Source organism: Pseudoalteromonas sp. SR45-1, assembly GCF_014163655.1.
In the GTDB taxonomy this organism is placed as follows: domain Bacteria; phylum Pseudomonadota; class Gammaproteobacteria; order Enterobacterales; family Alteromonadaceae; genus Pseudoalteromonas; species Pseudoalteromonas distincta.
This window is the reverse complement of record NZ_JACJDR010000003.1, coordinates 192,785-219,228: the sequence shown is the minus strand read 5'-3', so window position 1 is coordinate 219,228 and position 26,444 is coordinate 192,785. Positions and strand designations below refer to the sequence as shown.

Annotated in this window: 20 protein-coding genes; 3 read left to right on the top strand and 17 right to left on the bottom strand. The window is 39.6% G+C overall.

Translation table 11 applies throughout. From position 1 onward, the window contains the following. Positions 1 to 27: 27 nt before the first annotated feature. From H5089_RS05135 to H5089_RS05125, 3 genes are all read right to left on the bottom strand, one after another. Positions 28 to 906 carry a transglutaminase family protein gene (locus H5089_RS05135; RefSeq protein ID WP_182695782.1) on the bottom strand — a complete coding sequence of 293 codons (879 nt, stop codon included), beginning with the start codon at positions 904 to 906 and terminating at the stop codon, positions 28 to 30. Then, the gene (locus H5089_RS05130) at positions 903 to 3,422 is read right to left on the bottom strand and encodes a circularly permuted type 2 ATP-grasp protein (protein ID WP_182711639.1); all 2,520 of its coding nucleotides are present in this window, start codon (positions 3,420 to 3,422) and stop codon (positions 903 to 905) included. The genes H5089_RS05135 and H5089_RS05130 overlap by 4 nt, the downstream gene beginning before the upstream one ends. 112 nt (positions 3,423 to 3,534) lie before the next feature. Further along, entirely contained in the window at positions 3,535 to 6,846 is a 3,312-nt protein-coding gene (locus H5089_RS05125; protein WP_182711638.1) for a DUF2126 domain-containing protein, read from the bottom strand. A 1,021-nt stretch (positions 6,847 to 7,867) separates the two neighbouring features. Here H5089_RS05125 and H5089_RS05120 point away from each other — a divergent pair. Both H5089_RS05120 and H5089_RS05115 read left to right on the top strand, forming a co-directional pair. Beyond that, positions 7,868 to 8,641: an SHOCT domain-containing protein gene (locus tag H5089_RS05120; RefSeq protein ID WP_182711637.1), complete on the top strand. Its 774-nt coding sequence runs from the start codon at positions 7,868 to 7,870 to the stop codon at positions 8,639 to 8,641. A 69-nt stretch (positions 8,642 to 8,710) separates the two neighbouring features. After that, positions 8,711 to 9,871 (top strand): putative zinc-binding metallopeptidase, encoded by a 1,161-nt coding sequence (locus H5089_RS05115; RefSeq protein WP_182711636.1) that lies wholly within the window; start codon positions 8,711 to 8,713, stop codon positions 9,869 to 9,871. 716 nt (positions 9,872 to 10,587) lie between these two features. On the opposite strand, the gene moaE is transcribed toward H5089_RS05115, so the two are convergent. The 11 genes from moaE to H5089_RS05060 all read right to left on the bottom strand — a co-directional run bounded on the left by moaE (position 10,588) and on the right by H5089_RS05060 (position 22,921). Continuing rightward, on the bottom strand, positions 10,588 to 11,046 hold the full coding sequence (gene moaE / locus H5089_RS05110; RefSeq protein WP_182711635.1) for a molybdopterin synthase catalytic subunit MoaE: 459 nt from the start codon (positions 11,044 to 11,046) through the stop codon (positions 10,588 to 10,590). After that, positions 11,046 to 11,345 carry a MoaD/ThiS family protein gene (locus H5089_RS05105; RefSeq protein ID WP_182695789.1) on the bottom strand — a complete coding sequence of 100 codons (300 nt, stop codon included), beginning with the start codon at positions 11,343 to 11,345 and terminating at the stop codon, positions 11,046 to 11,048. The genes moaE and H5089_RS05105 overlap by 1 nt, the downstream gene beginning before the upstream one ends. Continuing rightward, on the bottom strand, positions 11,323 to 11,793 hold the full coding sequence (gene moaC / locus H5089_RS05100; protein WP_182711634.1) for a cyclic pyranopterin monophosphate synthase MoaC: 471 nt from the start codon (positions 11,791 to 11,793) through the stop codon (positions 11,323 to 11,325). Before moaC ends, H5089_RS05105 begins: the two co-directional genes overlap by 23 nt. 1 nt (position 11,794) lies before the next feature. Continuing rightward, positions 11,795 to 12,334: a molybdenum cofactor biosynthesis protein B gene (gene moaB, locus H5089_RS05095; RefSeq protein ID WP_182695790.1), complete on the bottom strand. Its 540-nt coding sequence runs from the start codon at positions 12,332 to 12,334 to the stop codon at positions 11,795 to 11,797. Next, positions 12,331 to 13,005 carry a molybdenum cofactor guanylyltransferase gene (locus tag H5089_RS05090; protein ID WP_404936378.1) on the bottom strand — a complete coding sequence of 225 codons (675 nt, stop codon included), beginning with the start codon at positions 13,003 to 13,005 and terminating at the stop codon, positions 12,331 to 12,333. The genes moaB and H5089_RS05090 overlap by 4 nt, the downstream gene beginning before the upstream one ends. A gap of 25 nt (positions 13,006 to 13,030) precedes the next feature. Continuing rightward, entirely contained in the window at positions 13,031 to 14,002 is a 972-nt protein-coding gene (moaA, locus tag H5089_RS05085) for a GTP 3',8-cyclase MoaA (RefSeq protein WP_024603705.1), read from the bottom strand. 16 nt (positions 14,003 to 14,018) lie between these two features. Next, positions 14,019 to 16,715 (bottom strand): nitrate reductase, encoded by a 2,697-nt coding sequence (locus H5089_RS05080; RefSeq protein ID WP_182711632.1) that lies wholly within the window; start codon positions 16,713 to 16,715, stop codon positions 14,019 to 14,021. A gap of 26 nt (positions 16,716 to 16,741) precedes the next feature. After that, positions 16,742 to 18,265, bottom strand: a complete 1,524-nt coding sequence (locus H5089_RS05075) for an FAD-dependent oxidoreductase (protein WP_182711631.1) — start codon at positions 18,263 to 18,265, stop codon at positions 16,742 to 16,744. 227 nt (positions 18,266 to 18,492) lie between these two features. Then, complete coding sequence (locus tag H5089_RS05070) at positions 18,493 to 19,686, bottom strand: alginate export family protein (RefSeq protein ID WP_182711630.1); 1,194 nt, start codon at positions 19,684 to 19,686, stop codon at positions 18,493 to 18,495. A 9-nt stretch (positions 19,687 to 19,695) separates the two neighbouring features. Then, complete coding sequence (locus H5089_RS05065) at positions 19,696 to 21,438, bottom strand: bifunctional protein-serine/threonine kinase/phosphatase (RefSeq protein WP_024595624.1); 1,743 nt, start codon at positions 21,436 to 21,438, stop codon at positions 19,696 to 19,698. A 13-nt stretch (positions 21,439 to 21,451) separates the two neighbouring features. Then, the gene (locus H5089_RS05060) at positions 21,452 to 22,921 is read right to left on the bottom strand and encodes a NarK family nitrate/nitrite MFS transporter (RefSeq protein WP_024595623.1); all 1,470 of its coding nucleotides are present in this window, start codon (positions 22,919 to 22,921) and stop codon (positions 21,452 to 21,454) included. 288 nt (positions 22,922 to 23,209) lie between these two features. On the opposite strand from H5089_RS05060, the gene H5089_RS05055 reads away from it, so the two are divergent. Next, entirely contained in the window at positions 23,210 to 23,968 is a 759-nt protein-coding gene (locus H5089_RS05055) for a molybdopterin-synthase adenylyltransferase MoeB (RefSeq protein WP_182711629.1), read from the top strand. Here the strand turns inward: H5089_RS05055 and H5089_RS05050 are convergent, their stop codons facing one another. Genes H5089_RS05050 through modA form a run of 3 tightly spaced genes read right to left on the bottom strand, consistent with a single transcriptional unit; the run spans position 23,969 to position 26,364 of the window. After that, complete coding sequence (locus H5089_RS05050; RefSeq protein ID WP_182711628.1) at positions 23,969 to 24,997, bottom strand: ATP-binding cassette domain-containing protein; 1,029 nt, start codon at positions 24,995 to 24,997, stop codon at positions 23,969 to 23,971. Between the two features lies 1 nt (position 24,998). Beyond that, positions 24,999 to 25,676: a molybdate ABC transporter permease subunit gene (gene modB / locus H5089_RS05045; protein ID WP_182711627.1), complete on the bottom strand. Its 678-nt coding sequence runs from the start codon at positions 25,674 to 25,676 to the stop codon at positions 24,999 to 25,001. Beyond that, entirely contained in the window at positions 25,663 to 26,364 is a 702-nt protein-coding gene (gene modA, locus H5089_RS05040; RefSeq protein WP_259395917.1) for a molybdate ABC transporter substrate-binding protein, read from the bottom strand. Before modA ends, modB begins: the two co-directional genes overlap by 14 nt. Positions 26,365 to 26,444: the final 80 nt, after the last annotated feature.

The following is a 26,444-nucleotide window of genomic DNA, read 5'->3' as shown; positions in this document are numbered from 1 at the left end:
ATCATCATATGTGACGTAGTTAAACTGCTATTCCATTCGAATCATATCAACCGCTACATCAAGCAATTGACTACCGCCACCAAATACCACTCCTTTTAAAGGAGTTACGTCAGAAAAGTCTCGCCCTACGGCTAGAGTAATATGCTGATCGCGTGGTAAAACATTATTTGTTGGATCAAAATCAACCCAACCAAAGTTTGGCACAAATACCGCAAACCATGCATGAGTTGCATCTGCACCTTCTAGCTTTTCTTCGCCTTCTGGCGGCATGGTTTCTATGTACCCACTTACGTATCGACCTGCTAACCCCACGCTGCGTAAGCATGCAAGCGCAAAGTGTGCAAAGTCTTGGCAAACGCCCCTTTTTTGTGCAAAAACAGTGCTCAAAGGCGTACTAATTGTTGTAAAACCAGGATCATAATGAAATTCATGAAAAATCCGTGCCATTAAATCTTTGCATGCAGAAATTATATTTTTGTGTGCATCAAACGAAATTAATGCGTATTCCTTAATTCCTTTATCTATTGGAATAAGTTGTGAAGGTAGTACAAATTCAGACGTTTTTAATAATTCTGCCGTATTTGGTTTAACCAATAAATCACGTACTTTTCGCCAAGTAATATCAACACTCTCTAAATTGCTATTAGCGCCGACTAACAGTTCTACCTCGCTGATCATCGTTACTTTAAGTTTTTTATGCTGTATTGCTATTTCAAACGCTGTTACCTGATTATTAAAATAATCAGTAAATGTTTGTAAGTAAGTCGGAGTAGGTTCAATTTCTATACGACTACTGTGGCATATTTGCCCGCGATTCGTTTTTGGCGTTAATCGCGCTTGGTTTTGACACAAACTAACAAAGTCTGAATAGTTGTATGTAGTCGAGTGCTTTATTTTATATTTCACGATTGAGCTTGCTCAATATTAGTCCAGTTCAATTTATTTGCCGTTTGGGTATGAGAAAAATACTGTAGTAATAATACATCACAAAATGTATCTAAGTTCATACGCGTATTATGGTTAAATTCGATTAACTGGTTACGTTGTCTATTTTCACTTTTTTGTAGGTAATCTTTCTCAGTTACATAACAACTTGTTTTAGATAGTAAAATTGCTTTTTCGTGTGCCGCAATTACACCTTGTCTGCGTTTTGTGGGTAAATGCTTACACAACTTATTAATTTCCTCTAACTGAAATAATAAAGAACGTGGGTATTCAGCATCTAAAAGTAATAGCTCAAGTCCTGTACCAATGGTTTGATACATTCTGTATCGGCGCTTATGCGTAACTAAACTAACTTGGCAACTTAGCACTGCTTCAAGTAAGCCAAGCTCTTCGGGCTCGTCTAACTCTTTGGTTAATAAAGCCGCACTTAGTGATGTTATTTGTAAGCTCCGCTCTACTCTTCTGCCCATTTCGAGTAAAAACCAGCCGTTACTATTTGGCATACAATCTGTAATCGAGCCATTAAAAGCCATAATTGAGCCTATAACTCTATCTAGGCTGCTTTGCATTGCACGCGTTGGGATATTAATATTTACATTTTTAAATACTTTAATTTGCTCATTAATATCATCAATTATTCGGCGGCTATCATGAGATAGTAATTCTTGAATTTGCACCGACGCATTAGCAATGTACTTTAATGTATTAATAATACTGCCAGCGCATTGCTCGTCTGCAAGGAGTTGAAAGGCAGTTTCTTTAGACAGATTTACATCAATTCCATCTAGTTTTAAATCAGGTTCTATATAGGGATAAACAATATATTGCGACCTAATGGCATTAGAAAGCCGTGCAACTATACTTTTTCGTATTGAATCTGGGTAAACAGAAAATTCGGTGTACTTGTCTATAAAAATACGCAATATACGTATGGTGTTTTCGCAGCGTTCTAAGTATCGGCCCAACCAAAAAAGGTGCTCAGCCGTACGGCTCGAAATAACCCCTTCGAGTAGCGTTACATCCATTCTTTTTCTAATTGGCACCGGTGGATTATGCTCGCCTAAATCAACTCTATCGGCTGTATTTATCCATGTATCTTTGATCCAACCAGATACTCTTGGGTTGTTACTTTTTTCGTTCGAAAAACACAGTGCTGAAGGAAGTACTTCTACGCCATTTTCAGTGGTTAATGCATAACACCTAAACACCACTGGCTTGGAGATTAATTGCCCGTCATGCCAAAATGGTGCACTGCTAAAAGAAGGTTTTTCTTGGAAAAAGTAATTATCGGGTTCTTTGCTAATAAGTAGCTTTATTTCTTGCTCGTCTAACACTCCATCTAACTTGAGTGTAGGGTCTATAGCAGATAGTAGTTCGAGGTTATTCCAATCAACGGCTTGCGCTTCTTTTACACTTAAATAATTTGGCTCACCTAATAACAGCGGTTGTTTTAAAATTTGCTGCGATAACTTTTCTAAGTTGCACTTTATTGAAGGTGACGAGAGCACACCGCTACCAAACGGGTTTAAAACCTTAACCGACCCTTGTCGTACCGATTGTAATAAGCCCGGAATACCATGAAGTGAATATTCAGTTTGCTCTAAAGAGTCAATACAACGATCAGAAACCCAGCGTAAAATGACATTAATTTTACCCAAGCCTTGTAACGATTTTAAACAAACGTCACCACCACGTACGGTTAAGTCGGCGCTTTGTACTAATGTGTAGCCAAAGTAGGTAGATAGGAATGCATGCTCGTTGTAGTTAGGGTCATCAATTCCTTGGGTGAGAATTACAATGCGTGGGTCATCCATATAGTGGGTATATTCATTAATACCCTCTTGGAATAGGTTTAAAAACTCTTTAATTTGCTGAACATTACATTCTGCAAATTCTTCAGCCATTACACGCCTTGCAATAATACGGCTTTTAATTAATAGCCCTAAGCCCAGCGGGCACTGGCAATGATCGCTTAATACTTTAAATTCGCCTGTTGGCGTGCGGTAAACATCTAATGCTGTAAAAAAAAGTGTTAATTCGTTACTAGGTAAACTAAAACCTTCGCGTAAGTAATTAGGGTCTTGAAAAAGCTGCTTTGCAGGAATATGGCCATCAACTAATAATGTTTGGTCACCGTAAATATCTTGCTGAATTTTATTTAATAGAAGGGTTCTTTGTTTTATTCCCTCTTCGAGCAAGGTCCAATCAGCTTTTGATAACATAAAAGGCAACGGGTCGAAGTGCCATTGCTTATTACTTTCATTTTTAATATTGCCATTTTGTAGTAATTGGCTAATTTCTGTAGCGCGGCTACTAACATCATCTGCTGTTAGGCTAGCTAAACGCTTAAATAAAGTATCCCAATGTTCTGGGTTTAAACCACTGTGGTTTGCTAGTTCATCATGTCCATGTGATTTATCAAGGTATAAAGACAACCACTCAGGCAATTCCGGCATCGCGTTATTGTTAATATACAAGCTGAAATTGCTCCAATTTATAGTAAATAGCCGTGTTCATAATGATGCTTTAAAAATATTTAGTCATTCCACTTTAAATAATTTCAAAGTGGAATGACACAACTATCAATTATTATTTAAAGTTAGGCTGCCGGCGTAAATCCAAGGTATTTGGATAATCAGGATTACTACTTTCTTCATCAGGTACCACGTATTCACTTGCGCTTTGCGCCGACTGAAAACTATGCGTAACCGCCGATGGGCTCCAGCTTGGTTCTGCTGATGCAAGTAAAGATGGTGTATGCCCATGCTCCCAAAATCTTGCGACTCTGCGCCCTTCTGCTTCAAATGCATTAACCGGTAGCGTTTCAGGATTACGCCCACCAGCATGGCTCACATGATATACAAAGCCTCCAACTGAACGTCCTTCCCACGTATCGATTAAATCAAAAACTAATGGTGCATGTACGCCAATAGTTGGGTGAAGCGCTGTAGGTGGTTGCCAAGCTCTGTATCGTATACCCGCGACCATTTCATCTTTTGCTTTACCTTTAACCGGTTTAAGCGGCACTCTTCGACCATTACACGTTACAACATAGCGGTCGCTCATTGTTCCTTGTACTTTTATCTGTACTCTTTCTAATGACGAATCTACATAGCGCGCCGTACCCGACGCACTCGCCTCTTCGCCCAGTACATGCCATGGCTCGATTGCGGTTCTAAGCTCAAGTGTAACGTTATCAAGTTCTCGCGTACCACACACCGGAAATCTAAATTCAAAAAATGGATTTAACCAACTTAACTGAAATTGAAAACCTGCCTGTTGTAAATCGCGGCTTACTTCAGCTAAATCGTTTTCTACATATTGTGGTAATAAAAACTTATCGTGTAACTCAGTACCCCAACGTATTAATGGCTTGTGGTAAGGTTTTTTCCAAAACCAAGCAAGTAAAGTACGTAACAGTAGCATTTGCACTAAACTCATTTGTGAATGTGGAGGCATTTCAAAGCCTCTAAATTCTACAATCCCTAAACGACCTGTGGCTGAGTCGGGTGAATAGAGCTTATCAATACAAAATTCTGCTCTGTGTGTATTACCCGTTAAATCCACCAATAAATTACGCAGTAACCTATCAACTAACCAAGGCTCAGGCACCTCACCTTCGGGCATATGTGAGAAAGCAATTTCTAGCTCGTATAAAACTTCATCACGGGCTTCATCCACTCGCGGTGCTTGGCTTGTAGGACCAATAAAAAGCCCCGAAAACAAATACGACAAACCAGGATGATGCTGCCAATAGGTAATAAAGCTTCTTAAAATATCGGGTCTGCGTAAAAATGGGCTTTGCTCAGGTGTTTCGCCACCAAGCGTTACGTGGTTACCACCACCAGTACCAGTATGGCGACCATCTGCCATAAACTTATCGGTACCTAATCGGCATTCTTTTGCTAAACCGTATAACGTTGTGGTTCGACTGACTAATTGATCCCACGATGTTGAAGGATGAATATTTACTTCAATAACACCTGGATCTGGCGTTACAGCGTATTTTTCTACGCGGCTATCTTTAGGTGGGCTATAGCCTTCAATAACAAGCGGCATTTTAAGTTCTTTAGCCACACTCTCTATACTACTTATTAAACCCATGTAATGTTCAAAATGACTTGTTGGTGGCATAAATATATATAAACGCCCCTCTCTCACTTCCATTACAAGCGCAGTTTTAACCATTTCTTTACCAATAAAGCCCTTTTTAAGCTTTTTAGCTTTGGTAAAATTTTCTGGAATATCAAACGGGTCGCGGTCAATAATATTGCCGCTCCACTCAAGGCTGTCTAAAGGTAGACGATAACCAAGTGGTGATTCACCCGGTAATAAAAAACAATGACCCCGTTTAAACTCCCACGTACACGACTGCCAACAGTTTTTACTATCGTTCCATTTTAAAGGTAGAACATAGCCAACAGGCTTTTCTATGCCTTTATCCATTTTAGCTAAAAAGCCTTTTCGGCTCATTGCATGGAGAAGTTCTGGTTGATCTGGCTTTATTTCGGTAGGTAATGAGGCTTCTTGCCACATGTGATATAAAATATCTTCATAAGCCGTAGTAAGTGCCTTGGTTTCAAGACCAAGTGAGTCACACAGTTTATCAGCAAACTTTTTAGTATCGGTATGATCAAATTTATAATCTTTATTAGGATCGGCTAATAGTGCGGCATCTTGCCATAAAGGCTCGCCGTCTTTGCGCCAATAACATGCGTATTGCCAACGTGGTAATGGCTCACCCGGATACCATTTACCTTGTCCGTAATGAGTAAAGCCACCTTTTGTGTATACTTTATTCATTTCTACAAATAAATTTTGAGCTAATATTCTTTTTTCTTTACCATCGGCATCAGTATTCCACTGAGGATGTTCCATATCGTCAATAGAAATAAACGTAGGTTCGCCGCCCATGGTTAAATGTATGTTTTCTTCATTGTAAACATTGTCAACGTGCTGACCTAAACGGTTAATTGCCGCCCACTGCGCCTCAGAATACGGCTTAGTAACACGTGGGTCTTCGTGTACACGCGTTACTTTATTATAAAAGCTAAACTCAGATTTACAGTCATCTATACCGCCGGTTACCGGCGCTGCCGAGCTTGGCTCTGGCGTACACGCCAATGGAATATGACCTTCACCAGCAAATAAACCCGAGGTAGGATCAAGCCCTATCCAACCTGCACCCGGAATATACACCTCGGTCCATGCATGCAAATCGGTAAAATCTTCTTCTGGACCACTTGGACCATCTAATGATTTTTGATCTGATGTTAGCTGTACTAAGTAGCCCGATACAAATCGAGATGCCAACCCTAAATGACGAAACAGTTGTACTAACAACCAAGCAGAATCACGACACGAACCTGTTTTTTTACTTATTGTTTCGTTCGGTGTTTGTACGCCAGGTTCTAAACGAATGCCATAACCAACTAACTCATAAATAGCTTGATTAACAGCGACTAAAAAATCAACGCTTCTAAGCGGCTCTTTAGGGTTTAAAGATTTAATTAACTCTTTAAATTTTGGACTGGCTTTGCGTTTTTTTAAATAAGGAGAGAGTTCTGACTTTGAAATAGCATCGTAAACAAACGGGAAGTTTTCGGCGTAATCTTCTAAAAAGAAATCAAAAGGATTAATAACCGTTAGTTCGGCGACCAAATCAACTGTAAAACTAAATTCGGTAGTTGGCTTGTTAAACACCACCCTCGCTTGGTAATTACCAAAAGGGTCTTGTTGCCAATTTATATAATGATCTTCTGGAACTATTTTTAAAGAATAACTTTTAATTTTTGTACGGCTATGTGGCGCTGGACGTAATCGGAATATATGCGGCCCCATATTAACTGACCGGTCGTATTTATACTGAGTATGGTGCGAAATCCCAACTGTAATTGTCATCTATTAATTCCCCTTTAATAATGTATGGCCACAATATAACGCTGAAAATATTATTTGGACTAATTCACTTGTGCAATTTTTATACCAAAAGACTTGCTTAAGTAGTACTGTTCATCCACTCGCGGCTCTTGCACAAAGCAACGTTATGCATAAAGGTTTTGACCTAATTAATAGGAAAAACACACCTATTCAATAAATAGTAAACTTAGTGTGATTTAGACCATCGATTTTAGATTATTAATGGTGCAGAAAACGCACCAAAATAGTGCTTCAAAATAACTTATAATTAAATCCTGTTAATTTAAAATATTGAAATAAAACAAATATATTTAGATTTTTTAAAATACTCACTGCGTTACTTATACCGCTAAACTGATATAATTAAAAGGATTTATTTAGAGTTTAAAAATCACTCAAAGTAATTATTAAATAGTAAGAAATAGTTCACGATAAAGCTGCTGTTAAAGTAAGTAACGGTGCTATACTAGATCGATTTTTAACCGCTTACGTTACAGCAAAACTAACAATCTCTATGAGATAAAACAAGCAACTTTTAATACATAGATGCTTACTTTAAAGATTAGCTTTGCAGTGGTGTGTTTTCATTTCAGACAAAACAGAACTCGTCCAATTTGAAAGACCAGCACATCTCACTAACCTGTTAATTTTTCATTATCATCAAAGCTAAAGGTAATGCAGCACTAGGGCGTGTTGTTCTTTGGTGGTTGAATTTGCAGCAGTATGTTTGGTATTTAAGCAAGGCAGAGTCTATGATGTGTGGTTGTTCCCCATACATAGGCGATAACGCAGCATAAATGCCAAACATGCGCTGCCCCTGGGTTCTTTCTAGGGACGATTGACTCTTTGTTGCTCGGTTTTTACTTAGCCCACTAGGTTACAAACCTCGCGCCGCGATTAAATCGCCCCTAGATTGAACAAATTTCAATCCCAAAAATCAACACGCCCTAGCGTATTTAAGATTTTTTAAATCAACCCAATCTACCTAATAGGATATTCTCTTATGCAAAAGCTAACAGATGTCGGTGAAAATTTAGTTAATGGTATAGCATCTCGTTATAACCTCAGTCACGATGCAGTAATACACATGTTAGTTAGCGTTAATAACGGCGGTTGCTCAATGGCACAGTTTAATTGCCCAGAGCTTGGTGGTTCTGGTCAATGGATGCGCGGCGGAATGACAATGGTTGGCGACATGTTTAACAACGGCTTAAAATCAACCGTTGATAACTTGTGCAACGAACTTGCTAATATATTGAGCAATAACCAAATATTTCCGGTTATTCCTGCAGGAACGCCTGGTAGCAATCAGTGGTGGCCAGGTAATCTAGGCAGCCCGTTTAGCAGTGGTGCACAAAATGATATTCGTTACGCTATATTCCCTAATCGCTTAGCCGTTGAATTAAATGGGCAAGTGAGCGTATACGACACGTTAGATCATAATATTGGTGGTGTAAGCCAACAGCAAGGCAATAATACCTCTCTTACATTTAACAGTCAGTGGGGGACAATTAATGTAAATACCCTGCCATTAATTTCAGGGCAAACGCCAACGCCTCCAGAACCACAAAAAGATTTTACTCAGCAAGTAACGCAGCCGAATTTTGCATCGTCAACACCAAACCAAGTTGAAGCACCGGCTAATAATACTGTGGGGCAATACTCGGTAGACGAAACACTTCAAATTATTGAAAAGTTAGCACAACTTCGCGACTCTAATGCGTTGAGTGATGATGAATTTAATATTAAAAAGTCTGAACTTTTAAAAAGGATTTAACCACTATCCTCCAATAGCATAGCGCTAAGTAAAAGTGGTTTATACGGTCTCTTTTTTATTCGGTAACATATGAAAACATTTAAATGTAATTGCACAGATCAACTTATTTTATTTTTTGAAAGCAGCCATTGTTTGGCTTGCGGCAGAACCGTGGGTATTGATGATGAGTTCGACCAAGTTGAACCCTATGAAATTGATGAGCAATCGGGGTTATTTTACAAAGCAGAAGCGCCTGAAGTTTTTTATAAAAAATGTGATAACAACGCTCAGTATCACGTATGCAATGGTATGGTTAATTTAGACACATTTATACCTGTTGCCGATAAAGACGAAGTGCTGTGTTTTTCGTGCCGCTTTAATGAAACGGTGCCTGATTTAAGTATTGTTGAACATATTCCATTATGGAAAAAAATGGAGACAGCAAAACGTCGCGCTTTGTATACATTAAAATCATTATCACTCCCTTTAAATACCACGATTCAAGAACCTGAAAGCGGATTAAGCTTCGATTTTATAGCAGACCGTAACGTAAGCGATCACTTTGTAAGCCCTATTATAGGTCAAGACGTTGTATTTACAGGACACGATTGCGGGCATATCACTATAAACCTAGCTGAAGCAGACGACGTAGCACGCTCTCAAGCTAAAATAGCAATGGGCGAGCGTTACCGTACTTTACTTGGCCATTTTCGCCATGAACTCGGTCATTATTATTTTGATCAACTAATCGCAAATTCATCAAAAAAACATGCTTTATGTAAGCAATATTTTGGTGATGACGAATTAGATTACCAGCAAGCGCTCGATACTCATTACAAGCAAGGCGCGCCAGCTAACTGGCATGAAACCTTTATTAGTGAATACGCTACTATGCACCCTTATGAAGACTGGGCAGAAACATGGGCGCATTACATGCATATTATCGATACTTTAGAAACAGCCAAAAACTTTTCAATTACAGGCTCAACAACGGGTAATGAGTTTGAATTAGATGAAGCAGACGAGCTTCGATTGCCACAAAGTGCTTATTACTTTAATTCACAAACATCGATTGATGCTATTTTAGATACTTGGATGGAATTTTCGATCATTCTAAATTCACTAAATCGCAGCATGGGACTTGCCGATGCCTACCCATTTGTACTTACTCAAGCGGTGCGAACTAAGTTATCTTTCATCCATCATGCCATTCATAACAGGCTCAATTTAATGCCTGATTTACTAACATAAGAAGTAATTAATTGAGTAAGATAGTTTACTGTTTTACTCAGTAAACTATTAAAATAACTGCTAAAGAGACAGAAAACATTAGGGCGTGTTGATCTTTTCAAAGACTATATTCTATTAGTTTTAAATTTAGAATTTTGGGTGCTATAAGCGACAATAAAATAATCACGATATGTAAATGCCCCTAAAACACTTCACTGTAAAATGAGTAAGGCTTAACGTTCCAACTAAGGCAAAAAGTAAATATAGAACGGCTGTAAAAAATGGCTAATAGTAAGAGCGTATAAATTTAATCACTCGTTCTTAATAAGAAACTGAACAATATTTATAAGTCGCTAATAAATAATAAAGTTAAAATTAAAAACACTACAAAAATGGGAGTAAGTATATAAAAAAGAATATTTGATATGATTTTGTGTTATTCTCTGAAGCTAAGCAAGCTATTGTACTGCGCCCTAAAAAATGGAAAAGTAAAAAAAGATCTAAAAATAAACCATAACACTAAGCTGCAGTGCAATTTTATTTCAAACCAAAACTGTTCTGGCTCAATATTTATAGAGTGACCAGCAGTGCTTTTTCCACCTATAGACCAGCCTGTTATGAGCTCTAACATAATAGCTAAAATTAATAGAGCCGCTACCCAAAGTGCAGCGGACTCTAATGACTCTCTTTTTGAGATAAATTTTGAACGCATCTTTATTCACAGATTACATTTATAACTACTTTTGCCACTTGCCCAGCGCTTGTTTGTCGCTTTGTTTAAACTCAACCCAGTTTGATGAGTCTTTAAAGTGCTCTTTTTTCCAAAACGTGGCGTGGTTTTTTAAATAATCCATTATAAATTGTGCGCCTTCGAACGCGGCTTGGCGATGGCGGGACGTTACGCCTACAAATACAATTTGCTCGCCAAGTGCTAAGTAACCAACGCGGTGAATAATGCATATTCGCGCCAGTTGCCAGCGAGTTTGAGCTTGCTCTGCAATAGATTGAAGCAGTTGCTCGGTCATACCAGGGTAGTGTTCAAGCTCAAGTGCAATAACATTATCGCCACTGCTGAACTCTCTTACCAAACCTGTAAAGGTGACAACAGCGCCATCGTTTTTATTATTACTACAAAGCGTATTGTGCTCGTCACCTACATTAAAATCATCGGTTTGTACTTGAATATGTATGCTCATTAGCCACCTGTAACCGGCGGGAAAAAGGCAAGCTCATCCCCTGCTTTCACTATTTCGTCGCTTGATGACATAGTTTGGTTAAGCGCTGCAAGTAGCTCACGCTCTTCCAGCCACGGTTGCCAGTGCGGGTATTGACTCACTAATTTTAATTTAAGCTCTGAAATAGTAAGCGGCTGCGTAATCTCAAGACTTAATTTACTGCACTTTAACCGCTCTTTTAGTTGCCCAAAAAACAATAACTCTACTTTCCCGGCGCTAGATATTGCATCGTTTGGATTAATCGCGTTGCCAACTACCATTTTTGCCCCCTGCTTTTTGAGTAACGCGCATGCCGCTAATTTCCATTAGTGGGTCGGCTGCTTTACACATATCAAACAAAGTAAGGCTAGCCACAGATACCGCTGTTAACGCTTCCATTTCAACCCCCGTTTTACCTGCAAGTTTGCAGTAGCTGGTTATTTTAATTTGGCTGTTTGCTTCATCAAGTTCAAAATCAACAGCGACTTTACTAAGTGCAAGCGGATGACAAAGCGGAATTAAATCAGCGCATTTTTTAGCGCCTTGAATACCTGCAATGCGTGCCACGCCTAACACATCACCCTTTTTGTTTTGATTAAGCATTACTTGTTCAAAGGCAAGCTTGCTCATGCTAATAAATGCTTCAGCTGAGGCATCGCGCAAGGTTACGCCTTTGAGCGATACATCAACCATATTCGCTTGGCCGTTTTCGTCAACGTGACTCAACATACTATTGCTCACGCGATTCACACTTTTTACCAATGGTAATGTGCGGTACAAAGTTACACGGTTTATGCATTGAGTTAAGTTGATCTTTTATTATGCCTGTCCACGCAGTTTTACATGCGCCTGTAGAGCCTGGCATACAAAAAATAACGGTGTTATTAGCAAGTCCTGCCAATGCACGAGATTGAATAGTAGAGTTACCAATTTCGCCGTACGATATGTGCCTAAATAGCTCACCAAAACCGTCTACGCTTTTATCAAACAGCGGCGCAAATGCCTCTGGTGTTGAATCGCGCTCAGTAAAACCTGTACCGCCAGTCACTAAAATAGCATGAATGGTGTCATCGGCTATCCACTGCGATGCCACTGCACGCATTTGGTAAACGTCATCTTTAACTATGTCTTTATCAGCTAAGTGATGACCAGCTTCAGTTAGCGCTTTAATTAAGTAATGACCAGAAGTATCGGTAATCGCATCGCGTGTATCGCTTACCGTCATTACGGCAATGTTTAATGCTATTTGTGACTCAGTTGTGTGACTCATAATGTTCTTCTTAATTGATTAATGCTTTGGTCAAAATGCTCATTTACAGCTTTAAATTGCGCCGGTGTATTGGTGTTTATTAATGCGTGCGCTTTATTACATAAAAGCGTTTGCACACCAATGCTTTGGGTAAACTGTTTTATTGATTTATGACTGTTAGCGTTTGTGAGTATGTGTTTTAAATGATTTTTTACACTGCTTGTATTACGAATATACAGCGGTAGTGGTTCATTTTCAAAGTGCCAAGCATGTATTTGTGACTGATTTAATTGATTGCTCACACTTTGTACGTTATTTGACTGAGAAGCCAGCACAATTATGCTTAACAAACTACTCGTAAGTAGAGGCATATCTACCGCAGTAATAAGTAAGTCGTGCTCAGTGGCTATTAATGTGGAATAAATTCCGCCAAGGGGTCCACTATTTGGGTATATATCTTTAACGTACTTTTCTGAGGGATAATCGCTCGGTGAATAATGGTTCAATGACTTGACTGGATTTGTAACGTTGCGACTTATAAGTATGTTTTTAGCGCCTGCGTCTTTTAATAAATCACACGCATTGTGTAATAGCGTTTTATTTTTTAAAACTAAATCGGCTTTGTCTGTGCCCATTCTTGATGACTTACCACCAGCAAGCACAACGCCTGTAAAATCTCGCTTAACTTTCATATTAGATTTTATATTAGCTTCCATATTAGCCGCCTAACATGGCTAAGTGAGTTGTCGCACCTGTTAAGCGTTTATCCAGCTCATGGCTTATTTCTTTATTGCCCATAGCGGCTCGAATTGCCTTTACGGTCGCTGCAGTATCGTCCTCGTTGAGTAGTTCGCGTAAATCTATACCTTGCTCTGCAAATAAACATAAGTGTAATTTACCCAGCGCCGACACCCTTAAGCGATTACAACTTTTACAAAAGTCTTTACTGTACGGCATTATTAAACCAATACGACCATCGTAATCAGGATGACAAAACTCCTCAGCGGGTCCATTTAATTTCCCCCTAACGACTTGTAACCAACCTTGGTCGAGTAATTGGGCTTTAACCGTTTGCCCACTTAAGTGGTTTTCTTCAAAAAATGTTGCGCCGTCACCGGTTTCCATTAATTCTATAAAGCGCACTGTAACTTTGTGGTGTTTTACCCACGCTAAAAAATCCTTCAATTGGTTTTTATTAAACTGCTTGGCAAGCACTGCATTTATTTTTATATCTTTTATGCCCAGATCTACCGCGCGTTCAATCCCTTTTAAAATAAGGTTAAGTTTGTCGTGCCCTGTTATGAGTTTAAACATACTCGGATTTAAGCTATCAATACTGACATTAAGCGCATCAAGCCCTGCCTCAGCAAATTCATCAATTTTCTTTAATAAATTAAACCCGTTGGTAGTAATGGCTACTTTTTCTATGCCAGGTGTGTTTTTACAGAGTTTTATAATATCGGTTACGTCGTTTCGCAAGCACGGTTCGCCACCTGTAATGCGTACTTTTTTAGTACCTAGCTCTGCAAACGCATTTACTAGCGTGCTAATTTCGTTTTTATTTAAAAAATTACGCGGCGTATCGCACTGATACCCGTTTGGTAAACAATAACTACAACTAAAATTACATACATCAGTTATTGAGAGGCGCAAATAGTTAAACTGCCGACCAAATTGATCATTAAGCATATGCTTCCTTGTTTGTTTACATTTCAACCACAACATCAATGCTGCTAGAACCTGCTTTGTAATGTTGTTTTATTAATTGGCTTAATTGCGTTTTACACGAACCGCAGTTCGTTCCACATTTAAGTTCTGACCCTAATTGCTCTACCGTGTTTGCACCGTTTTTAATGGCGTTTATAATTGGCAACTCTCTTATTTTAAAGCAGCTACACACCTGTGCACCTTGGGTAAATTCTTCATCGGGGGTTGCATAAAGCAAAGACTGTAACTGTGTAAAAGTCAGTGATGGCTCTGCAAATAAATGGTTTATCCACTCAAGTGATATTTCTTTTTGCTCATTAGATATAACACCAACAAACGCTAATTGATCGTTTTGAATACACTGCACATGCATGGCTTTTGCCGTATTCATAGCCGACCACTGACCTTGCAAACCGGTTAAGGTTTGGCAGTAATACAGTAAATCACTTTGTGGCTCATTAAGCGCCAATTGGTAATTAAAGCAATTACTAGCATTAACTTTGAGCCAAAAATCACTGTTTATAACAAGTTCGTTTTTAGTAAACAGCTGCATATATTGCACAAAGGGTGCTTTAACTATATTAACAGCACCGTGTTTGCACTCAGCCTGACCAGATAGAGGGTCAACTACCGATTGATACAACCCACTTACTGTTGCTGATGACGCAAATTGCTTATTCCAATGAATAGGCATAAAGCATTCACCTTTGCGCACGGCATCGGTTACTTTTGCATGCGCGGTAACCTGCCCAGTTAGGGCAATTGCACTTATTAAATCGTTTTGTTTAATTGCTAATTTACTGGCATCAAGCGGATTAATTTCAATATAAGGGCGTGTAATATGCGATGAAAGCGCAGTGCTTTTACCCGTGCGGCTCATGGTATGCCATTGGTCGCGTATACGCCCTGAGTTCATTACAAACGGATAATCATTTGATGTTTTTTGCACCGGTAATTGCGGCGTTATAGGTATAAAACGCGCTTTTTTATCAGCGGTGCTAAATTGGTTATTTGTAAAAACCTGACCATTTTTATAAGGCTCGTTTTTAACAACAGGCCACATTATGGGTTTTAAGTTATCGTACTGGCTTTTTGTGAGCCCAACTAAACCAGAGAGGTTTAATAATCGGCTGTCGTTATTTTCAAAGTCGGTTAATTGTGCCCATTCTTCAAAAATGCCACTTGGATCTGTGAAATCAAACCCTTCAAAGCCCATTTTTTTAGCGACTTCACACATAATTTGCCAATCGTTTTTAGCTCCCGAATAAGGCGCTACTAACGGGCGCTGCCTTGATATTCTGCGCTCTGAGTTGGTTACTGTGCCGTTTTTTTCGCCCCATCCGGTTGATGGAAAAGCAACATCGGCAAATTTTAACGTATCACTTTTTGCAATACAGTCAGATACAACCACCAGCTCGCAGGTCTCTAATGCCTTTTTAATAGCGGCGTTATTAGGCAAACTTACCATTGGGTTTGTTGCCATTATCCACACTGCTTTTATTTTGCCTGCGGCTATTTCATCAAACATATCGATGGCATTGCTGCCTGCTTTTTTAGCAATAGTTGGCGCAAGCCAAAAACGTTGCACAAGTGATTGATGTGCTTCGTTTTCAATATCTAAATGCGCCGCTAACTGATTAGCCAAACCACCTACTTCGCGCCCGCCCATCGCATTGGGTTGCCCAGTAATTGAAAACGGACCACTGCCTGGCTTAAGTAATTTACCTGAGGCTAAATGCGCATTAATAATGGCGTTGCATTTATCTACACCCGAACTTGACTGATTTATACCCATTGAATAAAAGCTAATCGCACTTGGGCTGTTAGCAAATAGCGCGTAAAACTCAGTGACTTGCTCAATTGCTATATCGCAAAAGTCGCTAACTGCCTGGCAGCTCCACTTTTGTGCCTCCTGCAGTGCGCTTTCAAAGCCGTTTGTGTGCTGATCAATAAATTGCGTATCGAGGTGGTTATGCTCATTTAAATAATTAAGCAAACCGTTATAAAGCGCAGCGTCACTGCCTGGTTTTATATTCAAAAATGTGTCGGCAAGCTCAGCGGTGTCGGTTTTGCGCGGATCAATAACCACCACTTTCATATTTGGGTTAAGCTGCTTTGCACGCTCCATTCGCTGATACAAAACCGGGTGAGTCCATGCGGCATTAGAGCCAATTAAAATAAGCAGCTCAGTTTGCTCTAAATCCTCGTAGGTACACGGCACTACGTCTTCACCAAAAGCGCGTTTGTAACCTGCCACAGCAGATGACATACACAGGCGCGAATTTGTATCAATATTGCCTGAGCCTATGTAGCCTTTCATTAATTTATTCGCGATGTAGTAATCCTCAGTAAGTAACTGCCCCGATACATAAAAAGCCACAGCATCGGGTCCGTGCTTTTGTATTATGTCGTTAAATTTATTGGCAACATTGTCGGTGGCTTCATCCCACGTAACGGCTTGGTTATTAATAAGGGGCGACGTTAAGCGATTATCACTGCCCGTTGTGTCGAGCAAATGGGTGCCTTTTACACATAAACGACCAAAGTTTGCGGGATGCTCTCGCATGCCTTCAAGCTTGGTTGGCACATTATTAAAAAGTGAAATATCAACACCGCACCCTACACCACAGTAAGCACATGTTGTTTGTTTTAAACTGGTTTTATTTATAGTTGGTGACGTGTTTGCGGTTGTCATACTGCTCTCTTTTAGTGTGCTTTAATTTATGCAGGCTGTTTTACAGGCTCATTAAGGGTAACTACGTTAATAGTGTTACTTGCCTTAGCGAGCGCGCTGTTTATTACATTTTGAACGAGCTTTTCACACCCTCCACAGCCTGTACTGGCTTTGGTGCTTTGCTGCACACTTGCCAAATCTATGCAGCCTTTAGCGACTGTTTGTTCAATGGTGTGTTTAGTTACTTTATGACAAGCGCAAATAATGGCGTCATCAGGCAAGTCATCGGCGCTTAGCTCTGCTATGTCGCCGGCAAGGGGCATAATGAGCGCTTCGGGAGCGGTGGTAAGTTGAATGTCGTTTAAATGATATTGCAGCAAATTGTCGTAATCGCTGGTATCGCCAACAAGTACCGCGCCAATCAGCTTATTACTTTGTGAGTTAGTGACTATTTTTTTATAAATACCATTGGCTTGGTCTTCAAAGTAATAGCTTATTGCGCCTTCGCTGCGTGCATGTGCATCGCCAATAGAGCCTACTTCAACACCCATTAATTTAAGCTTGGTGCTCATATCGGCACCATTAAATTCATCGGCTTTATTGTCTAAGCCAGTACTTTGCAAAGTACCTTGCTGCGTATCTTGTAAAATATGCCCAACTGCTATTTTAGCCATGGCGTAACCGGGTGCCACTAAGCCAAAAATAAAATTATTCCACAGTGCACATTCACCAATAGCGTATATGTTTTTATCACTCGTTTGGCAGTGGTTATTAATTACAATACCGCCGCGCTCGCCTAACTCTAAATTAAACTCGCGGGCTAAATTATCATAAGGGCGAATACCCGCCGAAAATACAATCATGTCTGTTTCAAGGGTTTTGCCACCTTTAAAACACATTTTATAACGGCAACTTTCGCCTTCTACTATTTCCTCAGTTGCTACCGCTGTATGTACAGTAACGCCCAAATCCGTAATTTTGTTTTTTAGTAACCGACCGCCACCAGCATCAACTTGTACACCCATAAGTTGCGGTGCAAATTCTATTACGTGAGTATGTAAACCCAATTGCTTTAATGCGTTTGCAGCTTCAAGCCCCAGTAAACCGCCACCAATTACCACGCCTACTTTGCTGCCGTGGGCTGAATTTTTTATTGCGTGTAAATCGTTAATGGTGCGATAAACAAGGCAATGCTCGCGATCTTTACCCGGTATAGGCGGTACAAATGGGAATGAACCTGTAGCAAGCACAAGTTTGTCGTATTCAAACAATTCCCCTTTAGCGGTCGTTACAGTTTGCGTATCACGATTTATATCAACCACTTTAGAATGAGTATGAAAGCGTACTTGCCAATCGTCATAGGTTTTATTACATGTAAGTGCGAGGTCGTCTGCGGTTTTGCCTTTAAAAAAAGAGGATAGTTGTACACGGTCATACGCTAAACGGTCTTCACCGCTAAGTACCGTAATTTCAAATTGCTCATCAGCTTGATTTTGAGAAACTAGCTGCTGCACAAAATGGTGCCCGACCATTCCGTTTCCTACCACTACAACACGCTGCTTGCTTAACATTCACCCACCTTAAAGTGATACCTATTTTAGTAATTGACTAAAATTGAAATCGAATAATTTGTTATAGGTTTGTTGTAGCAATATGTAAGCCAAATATATAAGCATTTAAAATCAGCAAGTTGCCTACATTGGTGCAGAGGTGAAAAGCATAAAGTCCCACAAGATGGTGCAATTGCACCATCGTGTGTCGCTATAAATTACAAGTGAATATTAGAAGATAGAGAGGGTTAAAATTTAGCGCTCATCCATACCCACAATTTTTGAGTATCGACTTTATTAGCAGCAGTATCGCCCGCTGAGTAATCAGCATACTTAACACCTACTGCGTATTGTTTATTAATAGGTTTAACGTATTGTACGTTTAGTTCACTGCCTAAATCGTCAACCCCATTTGATTGCTCATTAGCATCAAAACTGTGATAAGCCACCAGCCATTTTCCTTCAAACGCTTTACCGTTTAAGCTTATGTAAGTGTCGTTCAAACCTTGTGTGGGTGTATTTAAAAACGTATCTGTCCAACCATTAAATTTATGTAACGTGGCAAGCGGTGTTGCAAACCCGTAATCGCCATTATCAGAGCCAAGTGACTCTATGCCAACTTTTAATGTTACTGTTTTTATGCCCAACCCATTTAAATCGACAGCGCCTTCAAGTGCATAGTAATCGGCATCAAAATCACTCACGCTTGTTGAAGCAGACTGCGTTGCATACTCCGCTTTGTAATAAAATTTTATGTCGTTTAGGGTTTTATTACCGTTAAAAGAAACGCCATAAGTATCTAAACTGTCGTCTTGTAGTGCATCGTCACTTAATAAGTAACTGTATAAAACCACTTTACCGTAGTCTGTTTTAAAGCTTGCATTAATTAAATGATCGGACGATTTAATGTCTTTATCGTCAGCAAATATGCGGTTACGCTTATTTAAATAACTGTACTGTAAATTTATGTTATTAAATGCGTAATTAATGGTCGCGGCATCAAAGGTTTGTCTGTCTTGGCGCCAACCTACGTGCCCAACAAAACGCTGCCCATCAAGAGCTATTATTTGGCGCCCTACTTTTAGCGATAGACCATCGCGGGCATATTTAACAAAGCCTTGGTCTATCTCAGTGTTTTCTGGGTCTGCAATAACAGAATAATTAGTGTTTTTCCCCACTGTATTGTTGTAATCATCTACGCCCAATAGGCTGCGAGTGTCTTCTACTTCAATAAGTGCTGAAAAACCATTCACCTCGTCTGTTTGATGCGTTAAGCGGGTTCTAAGTGTTAAGCCGCTTGCATCTTTTAGAGCATTTTCTTGATCAACGCTTTCAAAGCGCAGTCTAAAATCAAGATCAGTTTGCGCAGCTTGGCTTATTAAAGGCGCAGTGAAGCAACCCAGTATAAAAATAATAGGTAAGTTGTTCTTGTAATTAAGCATTTTGGTTCTCTAAGTTTTAATTATTAATACACATACCAAAGCAATAAATAAACACAGCGAAATACATTTCCACACCATAACTGGATCGCGTTTCATTATTGAACTTTTATTAGCGGTACTTTCTAAATAAGGATTAGGTTTGTTGATATCGTTTATAAACTCAGAAAAAGCTTGGTATCTGAGCTCAGGTTTAGGGGCAAGCGCCTTCATAAGGGCTTGATCTAACCAAAACGGAATATCGGCTCTGTATTTACGAATACTTGTGTAATGCCAATGGCTGTAATCTTTTGGCGCTACGTGGTTAAGTGGCAGTGGTTTATAAGGCAATTTTGAGCACAATAACTCATATGCAATCACGCCAAGTGAAAACAAATCACTTTTAAAATCGGCGTGCATAGTAATAAGTGTTTCGGGTGCGGTGTAGTCGGCAGTGCCTTGCGGGCAATCATCCGCAATTTGTTTAACCGACTCGTCCATGGCCGCAACACTTACTGTGCCGTAATCTATTAGCGTTACTTTACCGTGCGCATCTATCATTACATTATCGAGTTTTAAATCACGATGTACCATATCGAGTCGCTGAAACGCCCTTAGTGCATGTACTATTTGTTCAATAATACTGCGTACTTGGGTTATTTCTGGGTGCGGCACGTCGTGCTTCCAATCACTGAGTGTTTGCCCGTCCATGTACTCACAAATATGATACAAAAAACGACTCTGCGATTGCGTACTTAGCACTTTCATCACGTTTAAATGGTTTATGCGTTGCCCTACCCAGCCTTCTCTTATAAAGCCTTGAAGGTAGTGCACATCGTCTTCAAAATTAACCGAAGGTGCTTTTAAAACCACTGGCGGTATATCGGGCGCTTGTTGCACTAAATAAATGTGCGAGCGACTACTGGCATGTAATTTACGAATAACCGTGTAATCATCAATTTTTTGCCCAACATTAAGCGCAGGTGGAATTTTTCGTCGTGTTAGCGAATGGTAAAGTTCATCTAACTTTTGCTCGGCAATATTTTCTACTTTTACCAGTAAACAACTTACGTTGTCGTCACTGCCTCGTGCTAATGCAAGTTCGGTAATTGCTTTAGCTGCATTTTCTAAATTAGTGTACTCGTTAATTAATTTAGCTATATCACTACTTGGGAGCACATCGTGTACGCCATCGCAGGTTAATATATAAATATCGTCTGCTTTTAGGTCAACCTCGTATACATCTATTTCTTGATGAAGTTGCGCGCCAAGAGCACGCGTTAGCGTATCGTTTACTTTGTGATCCCGTGTTATTGCCTCTATTTTATTTCCTCGCAAGCGAGTAATACGCGTATCACCTAAGTGGAATATATAACCCGTTGCCGACTTTAAAATAAGTGCTGTAAAAGTCGTCATCCAATCGGCTTGACGCTGACCTAAGTGATTGTAATTAACCGATTGCGAATAAAGCCACTGATTTAAACTTGCTAACACCTTCGACACTGACTTTTTAACCGCCCAACTTTCGGGGGTATTTAAATACTCATTTATAAAATGAGTAACCGAAAGTTGAGACGCTTGTTTAGCATTTTTTGCTGATGAACACCCATCGGCTAAGCAGGCAATAACGCCTTTAGACTCTTTTTCTTGCGCTTTGGTATTGAGAGCTGCAAACGCATCTTGGTTTTCTGCTTTTAACCCTTTAGCACTGTGCCCGCCAAATGAAACGTTGAGTTCATTTTTTAGCGATTTAGCGTGGAGTGTTTCATCAAACATAGTCAATAATGCCTTAAGTCACTGAAATAAGTTCAACGGTGCCGTCTTCATTTACTTCGGTAATATGGCCATCTGGTTCTCTCATAAAAAACAGTGCAGCTAGACCAAGTAATGCACTACCCGCAATAATGAAAAAGAAAGTTTGATAATCAACAAGTGACAATGCCGTTAAGTACACTACTGCACCTACATTACCGTAAGCACCTGTCATTCCAGCTATTTGCCCAGTTAAACGACGCTTAATTAGCGGTACTGCGGCAAATACAGCGCCTTCACCAGCTTGCACAAAGAACGAACACGCCATAGCCGCAACAACTGCAAGCCATAAAGGCCAAGATGCATCAACCAAGCCCATTACAAAATAACCAACAGCAAGACCCGTTGTAAGTACAATAAGGGTAATACGGCGACCTAATTTATCTGAAATCCAACCGCCACCTGGGCGAGATGCTAAGTTCATAAATGCATAAGCTGAGGCTAAAATACCCGCGTACACCATATCAAGCGCAAACACATCCATAAAAAATAGCGGTAACATAGATACAACTGCAAGCTCAGAACCAAAAGTTGTAAAATATAAAATATTTAAAACAGCCACTTGCTTAAATTCATAACGATGAGACTCAGGTACAGGCTCTTTAAAAATATGACCATTTACGTCAAAGGTTTTATACACTTCGTAAATATAAAGCAGAACTAAAAAAGCATACACGGCAAGTACAAAGTTAGCCGAAATTAGGTTAGCACCGGTTGGTGAAAGCTTCCAAGTAAGTAATGCTAGTGCACCATACATAGGGATTTTCATAATAAGAAGTAATACAAAGTCGCCTTTACTGGTTACTTCCATTGCGCCTACTTTTTTAGGCTTAAAGTATGTACCGCCTTTTGGTGTATCGGTTACATTTAAGTACCAAATAATACCAAATATAACGCTTAATACACCCGTTAAACCTACTGCGTAACGCCAACCATCTTCGCCACCAAACATAAGTGCAATAATTGGCAATAACATAGCCGCTGCTGCTGAACCAAAGTTACCCCAGCCGCCATAAATACCTTCTGCTATGCCCAGCTCGTTAGCAGGAAACCATTCACTCACCATACGAATGCCCACAACAAAGCCAGCACCAATAAAGCCTAGCGCAAAACGCGCTATAGCGGCTTGTTCAAATGTGGTTGCCATAGCAAACATAAAACACGGAATACTACAGGTAATAAGTAGCGCGGCATAAACAATCCGGGGACCAAATTTATCGGTCAGCATACCCACCACAACACGGGCAGGAATAGTTAACGCTACATTTAAAATTAGTAATGTTTTAACTTGTGCCATGGTAATACCAAGCGAGCCCGCAATTGCACCTAATAAAGGAGCATGGTTAAACCATACAAAAAATGACACAAAAAAGACCATCCAACTCAGATGTAATACTTTCATTTTTCCTTTAAAGGATATTAAGTTAAATCCAGAACTCGGTTGCATGTTTATTTCCTCGTAAACGTATTATTGTTTTATAAATGCCCCACTCTTTTATATGAGTAGTAGCTCAAACTTTGTTAAATTTTAGTTAACCAAACATAGCAATTACTGAGCCACTAATTAAAAACTATATATTTCAGCTGGTTATATGTATTTATTATTTTAATGCGTTATAGTTGCACTATATGAGTGAGGGGGTAAGGGCTGTTACAGTGCAAATAAAAAGCGTTACTACTTGCTCTAGGATTTAACAAATTGGTATTGTTCAAAAAAAGTATGAGATGTTTAAAAATGCAAAAAGCACCGTTAACTTACCAACAGCAACTACGCTATTCTCGGCATATTATGCTGCCGCAGCTTGATATAGACGGACAAGAGAAACTATGGCAATCGCATGCTTTAATTATTGGTGTGGGTGGGCTTGGTTGCGCGGTAGGTCAATACTTAGCGGCATCTGGCGTTGGCACGCTTACCTTAATTGATAACGATGAAATAGACGTGACCAACCTGCAAAGGCAAATACTGTATAAAGAAAGCGACATTGGTAGCTCAAAATGCAGTGTTGCAAAAAAACAGCTTAACGCGCTTAATAGTGAAATAAACATAAATACTATTGAGGCATTTTTTGATGCAAATACCTCTACAGAGCAGCTATTTAATAACATTGATATAGTAATTGATTGCTCAGATAACCTAGCAACGCGTAATGCACTTAATAGCGCCTGTTTTAAAGCTAAAGTTCCGCTAGTGTCAGGCTCTGCAATACGAATGGAAGGACAAGTCGCGTGTTTTAATATGGATGGAAACAGCCACTGTTATGGTTGTTTATCGCAATTTTTTAGTGAACAAACACAAAGCTGCTCTGAATCCGGTGTGCTCTCTCCTATTGTGGGGCTAATAGGCAGTATTCAGGCTACTGAAGCACTAAAAATGCTTGCTGGTTTGCCAAGTGGCTTAGACAAACACTTATTGCTGGTGGATGGTTTAAGCATGGAGTTTAATCGTTTTAAAATAGCTAAAAACAGTCAATGTGCGGTGTGCAGCATTTAGTTATTCTAGATTACTGATTGTTGTATAAAGCACATCGCCAACTTTAAAGTTGTTTTTGTCCCACACTCGTCTTGAAACCAAGCAATACAAAGTTTGCCCATCTACATTAAGCGTTAACTGCCACTTATTATTAATAAGCTCAGCCTGAGTTAATACCGACCTTAAAACATTACTGTGCGTTGTTTGCTCAGGCTTTAACGCACTAAACGACATCTGCTCACTTTCTATAATTAGCTTATTACTGTTATCGACAAGTGCAGGGAGCACAAAAAGCGGCTGCTCACTTTGCTGTAATTGCAGTTGATATAGCCCGTAGTCTTCATCAAATTTGACCACATCGTAATTAATTAAGCTCAGCGGTGTTTGCCTATCGTTTGCATAAATAGCTTTTGCAACGTGTGCACTTGCACCTTGGTTTATCACCTTACCTTTATCAAGCTGAATAAGGATATCGCAGCAAAATAGCAGCTCTTTTAATGAGTGACTTACTATTATAAATTTAATATTAAACTTAACGGCTAACTCATTGAGTTTAGTGAGCGTTTTAAAACGCAATGACCAATCAAGCGCACTAAAAGGCTCATCGAGCATTATAAATTTTTGACCGGCAAGCAAAGTGCGCGCAAATACTACACGCTGGCGCTCGCCGCCCGATAAGCTTTGTACATCACGATTTAGTAAGTCTTGTAATTCAAGTGTTTTAACAACGTATTGAAGCGTTAAGCTGGTTTGCTTATTCCCGCAGTGTTTTTGTGTAAACGCTAAATTACCTGCCACATCTAAATGAGGAAACAACGGGCACGATTGCAACTGAAGCGTTATACCGCGTTTATCACTTGGCAACTCATGCACTGGCTGATTATTAATATGAACACTTTTTGCAGGCTCTAAACCACTAATACAACGCAGTAATGTTGACTTACCGGAGCCTGAAGGACCGTAAACACCCAATACATTAAACGACTCAAGCTCAAGGTTTATATCTAAATCAAAATTATTGAGTGCTTTAAAAAGGCTTAACTTAATCATGTTATTGCTTAACCCCTACAATGCTTTTATTAAACTTAAATAACAGCACTAAACAGGCAAACGAAATAGCCAGTAAAATAAGTGAAAGCTGATGCGCCGCCGTATAATTTAACGATTCAACATGGTCATAAAGCGCAATAGACACCACCTGTGTTTGCCCCTGAATATTACCGCCAATCATTAATACCAAACCAAATTCACCCAATGTATGCGCAAAGCCTAAAGCAAATGCGCTACCAATACTGGGTTTTAAAAGCGGAATAATTAAATGCACAAAGCGTTTAAATGGGCTTAATCCAAGCGCAATGGCAGCTTCGTTATAGGTTTGATTAATATGCTTAAACCCAGCCACAAGCGGCTGCATTACAAAAGGCAGCGAATAAAACAGCGAGCCAATAACCACGCCCTGAAAACTAAACGCAAGCTGCGTACCCGTTAGCCAAAACCAAAACTGCCCAAAAGCGTGATCAGGCGAAAACAAAACAAGTAAATAAAACCCTAACAACGTAGGCGGTAGCACTAAAGGCATTGCAATTAATGCCTCTAAAAATGGTTTAAATTTACCGTTATAGCTAGCGAGCTTGTAAGCCAGAGGAATACAAAAAATAAGAAGAAGTACTGCGGTTATAAAGGCAAGTTTTATAGTTAACCACAGCGCGGTTAAATCACTTTGAAGCATTGTTGTCCTTTATTCTGTAACCTAATTCAATTAACTGCTGCTGCGTAGCTTCTGCCATTAAAAATTGCATAAGTTGCTTAGCGCTAGCATGTTTTTTAGTCGAGCTAATAATAACGCCTTGTTGAATTATATCGGGATATTGATTGGTAGGCAGCACGGTATAATCTAAATATTTTTGATCTTGCGTGTTACGGTAAGCCGCCTTTAGGGATGAAACAGCCACCAGCCCTACTCCTACATTACCACTTTGCACAAACTGAAACGCATGCGTAATATTATTCCCGTACACATAATTTATTGGTTTTTTAAAATGGTTATTCGCGTAGTGCTCTGAGGCACGTCCGTATGGTGAAAAACGCGGATTAGCAATGGCTACTTTATCATTTACTTTTTCAGCTTTGGGTTGCCACAAAGCAAGTTCGCCTAACGCGTAAGTGATCAAACTACTTTGCTCGGCATAACCTTCTTTAATAAGCGATTGCGGGCGAAAATCGTCGGCCGATAAAAACACATCAAATGGCGCGCCATGCACTATTTGCGAATATAAAACACCGCTAGAAGCGGCTGATATTTTCACGTCAACATTAGGTAATGGGGATTTTTTTAGTAGGGTTTCCAATACAGTTTTAAAATTACTCGCTACGGCTACATGCAGCGTTTCTTTTGCGTTTACGCTGCACGAAAGCATGCATATCACACACAAAAAATAACCCAACCATGTATTGTAAAGCTTTGACATTATAAGTATTGTTTCAAAATAAAATGATT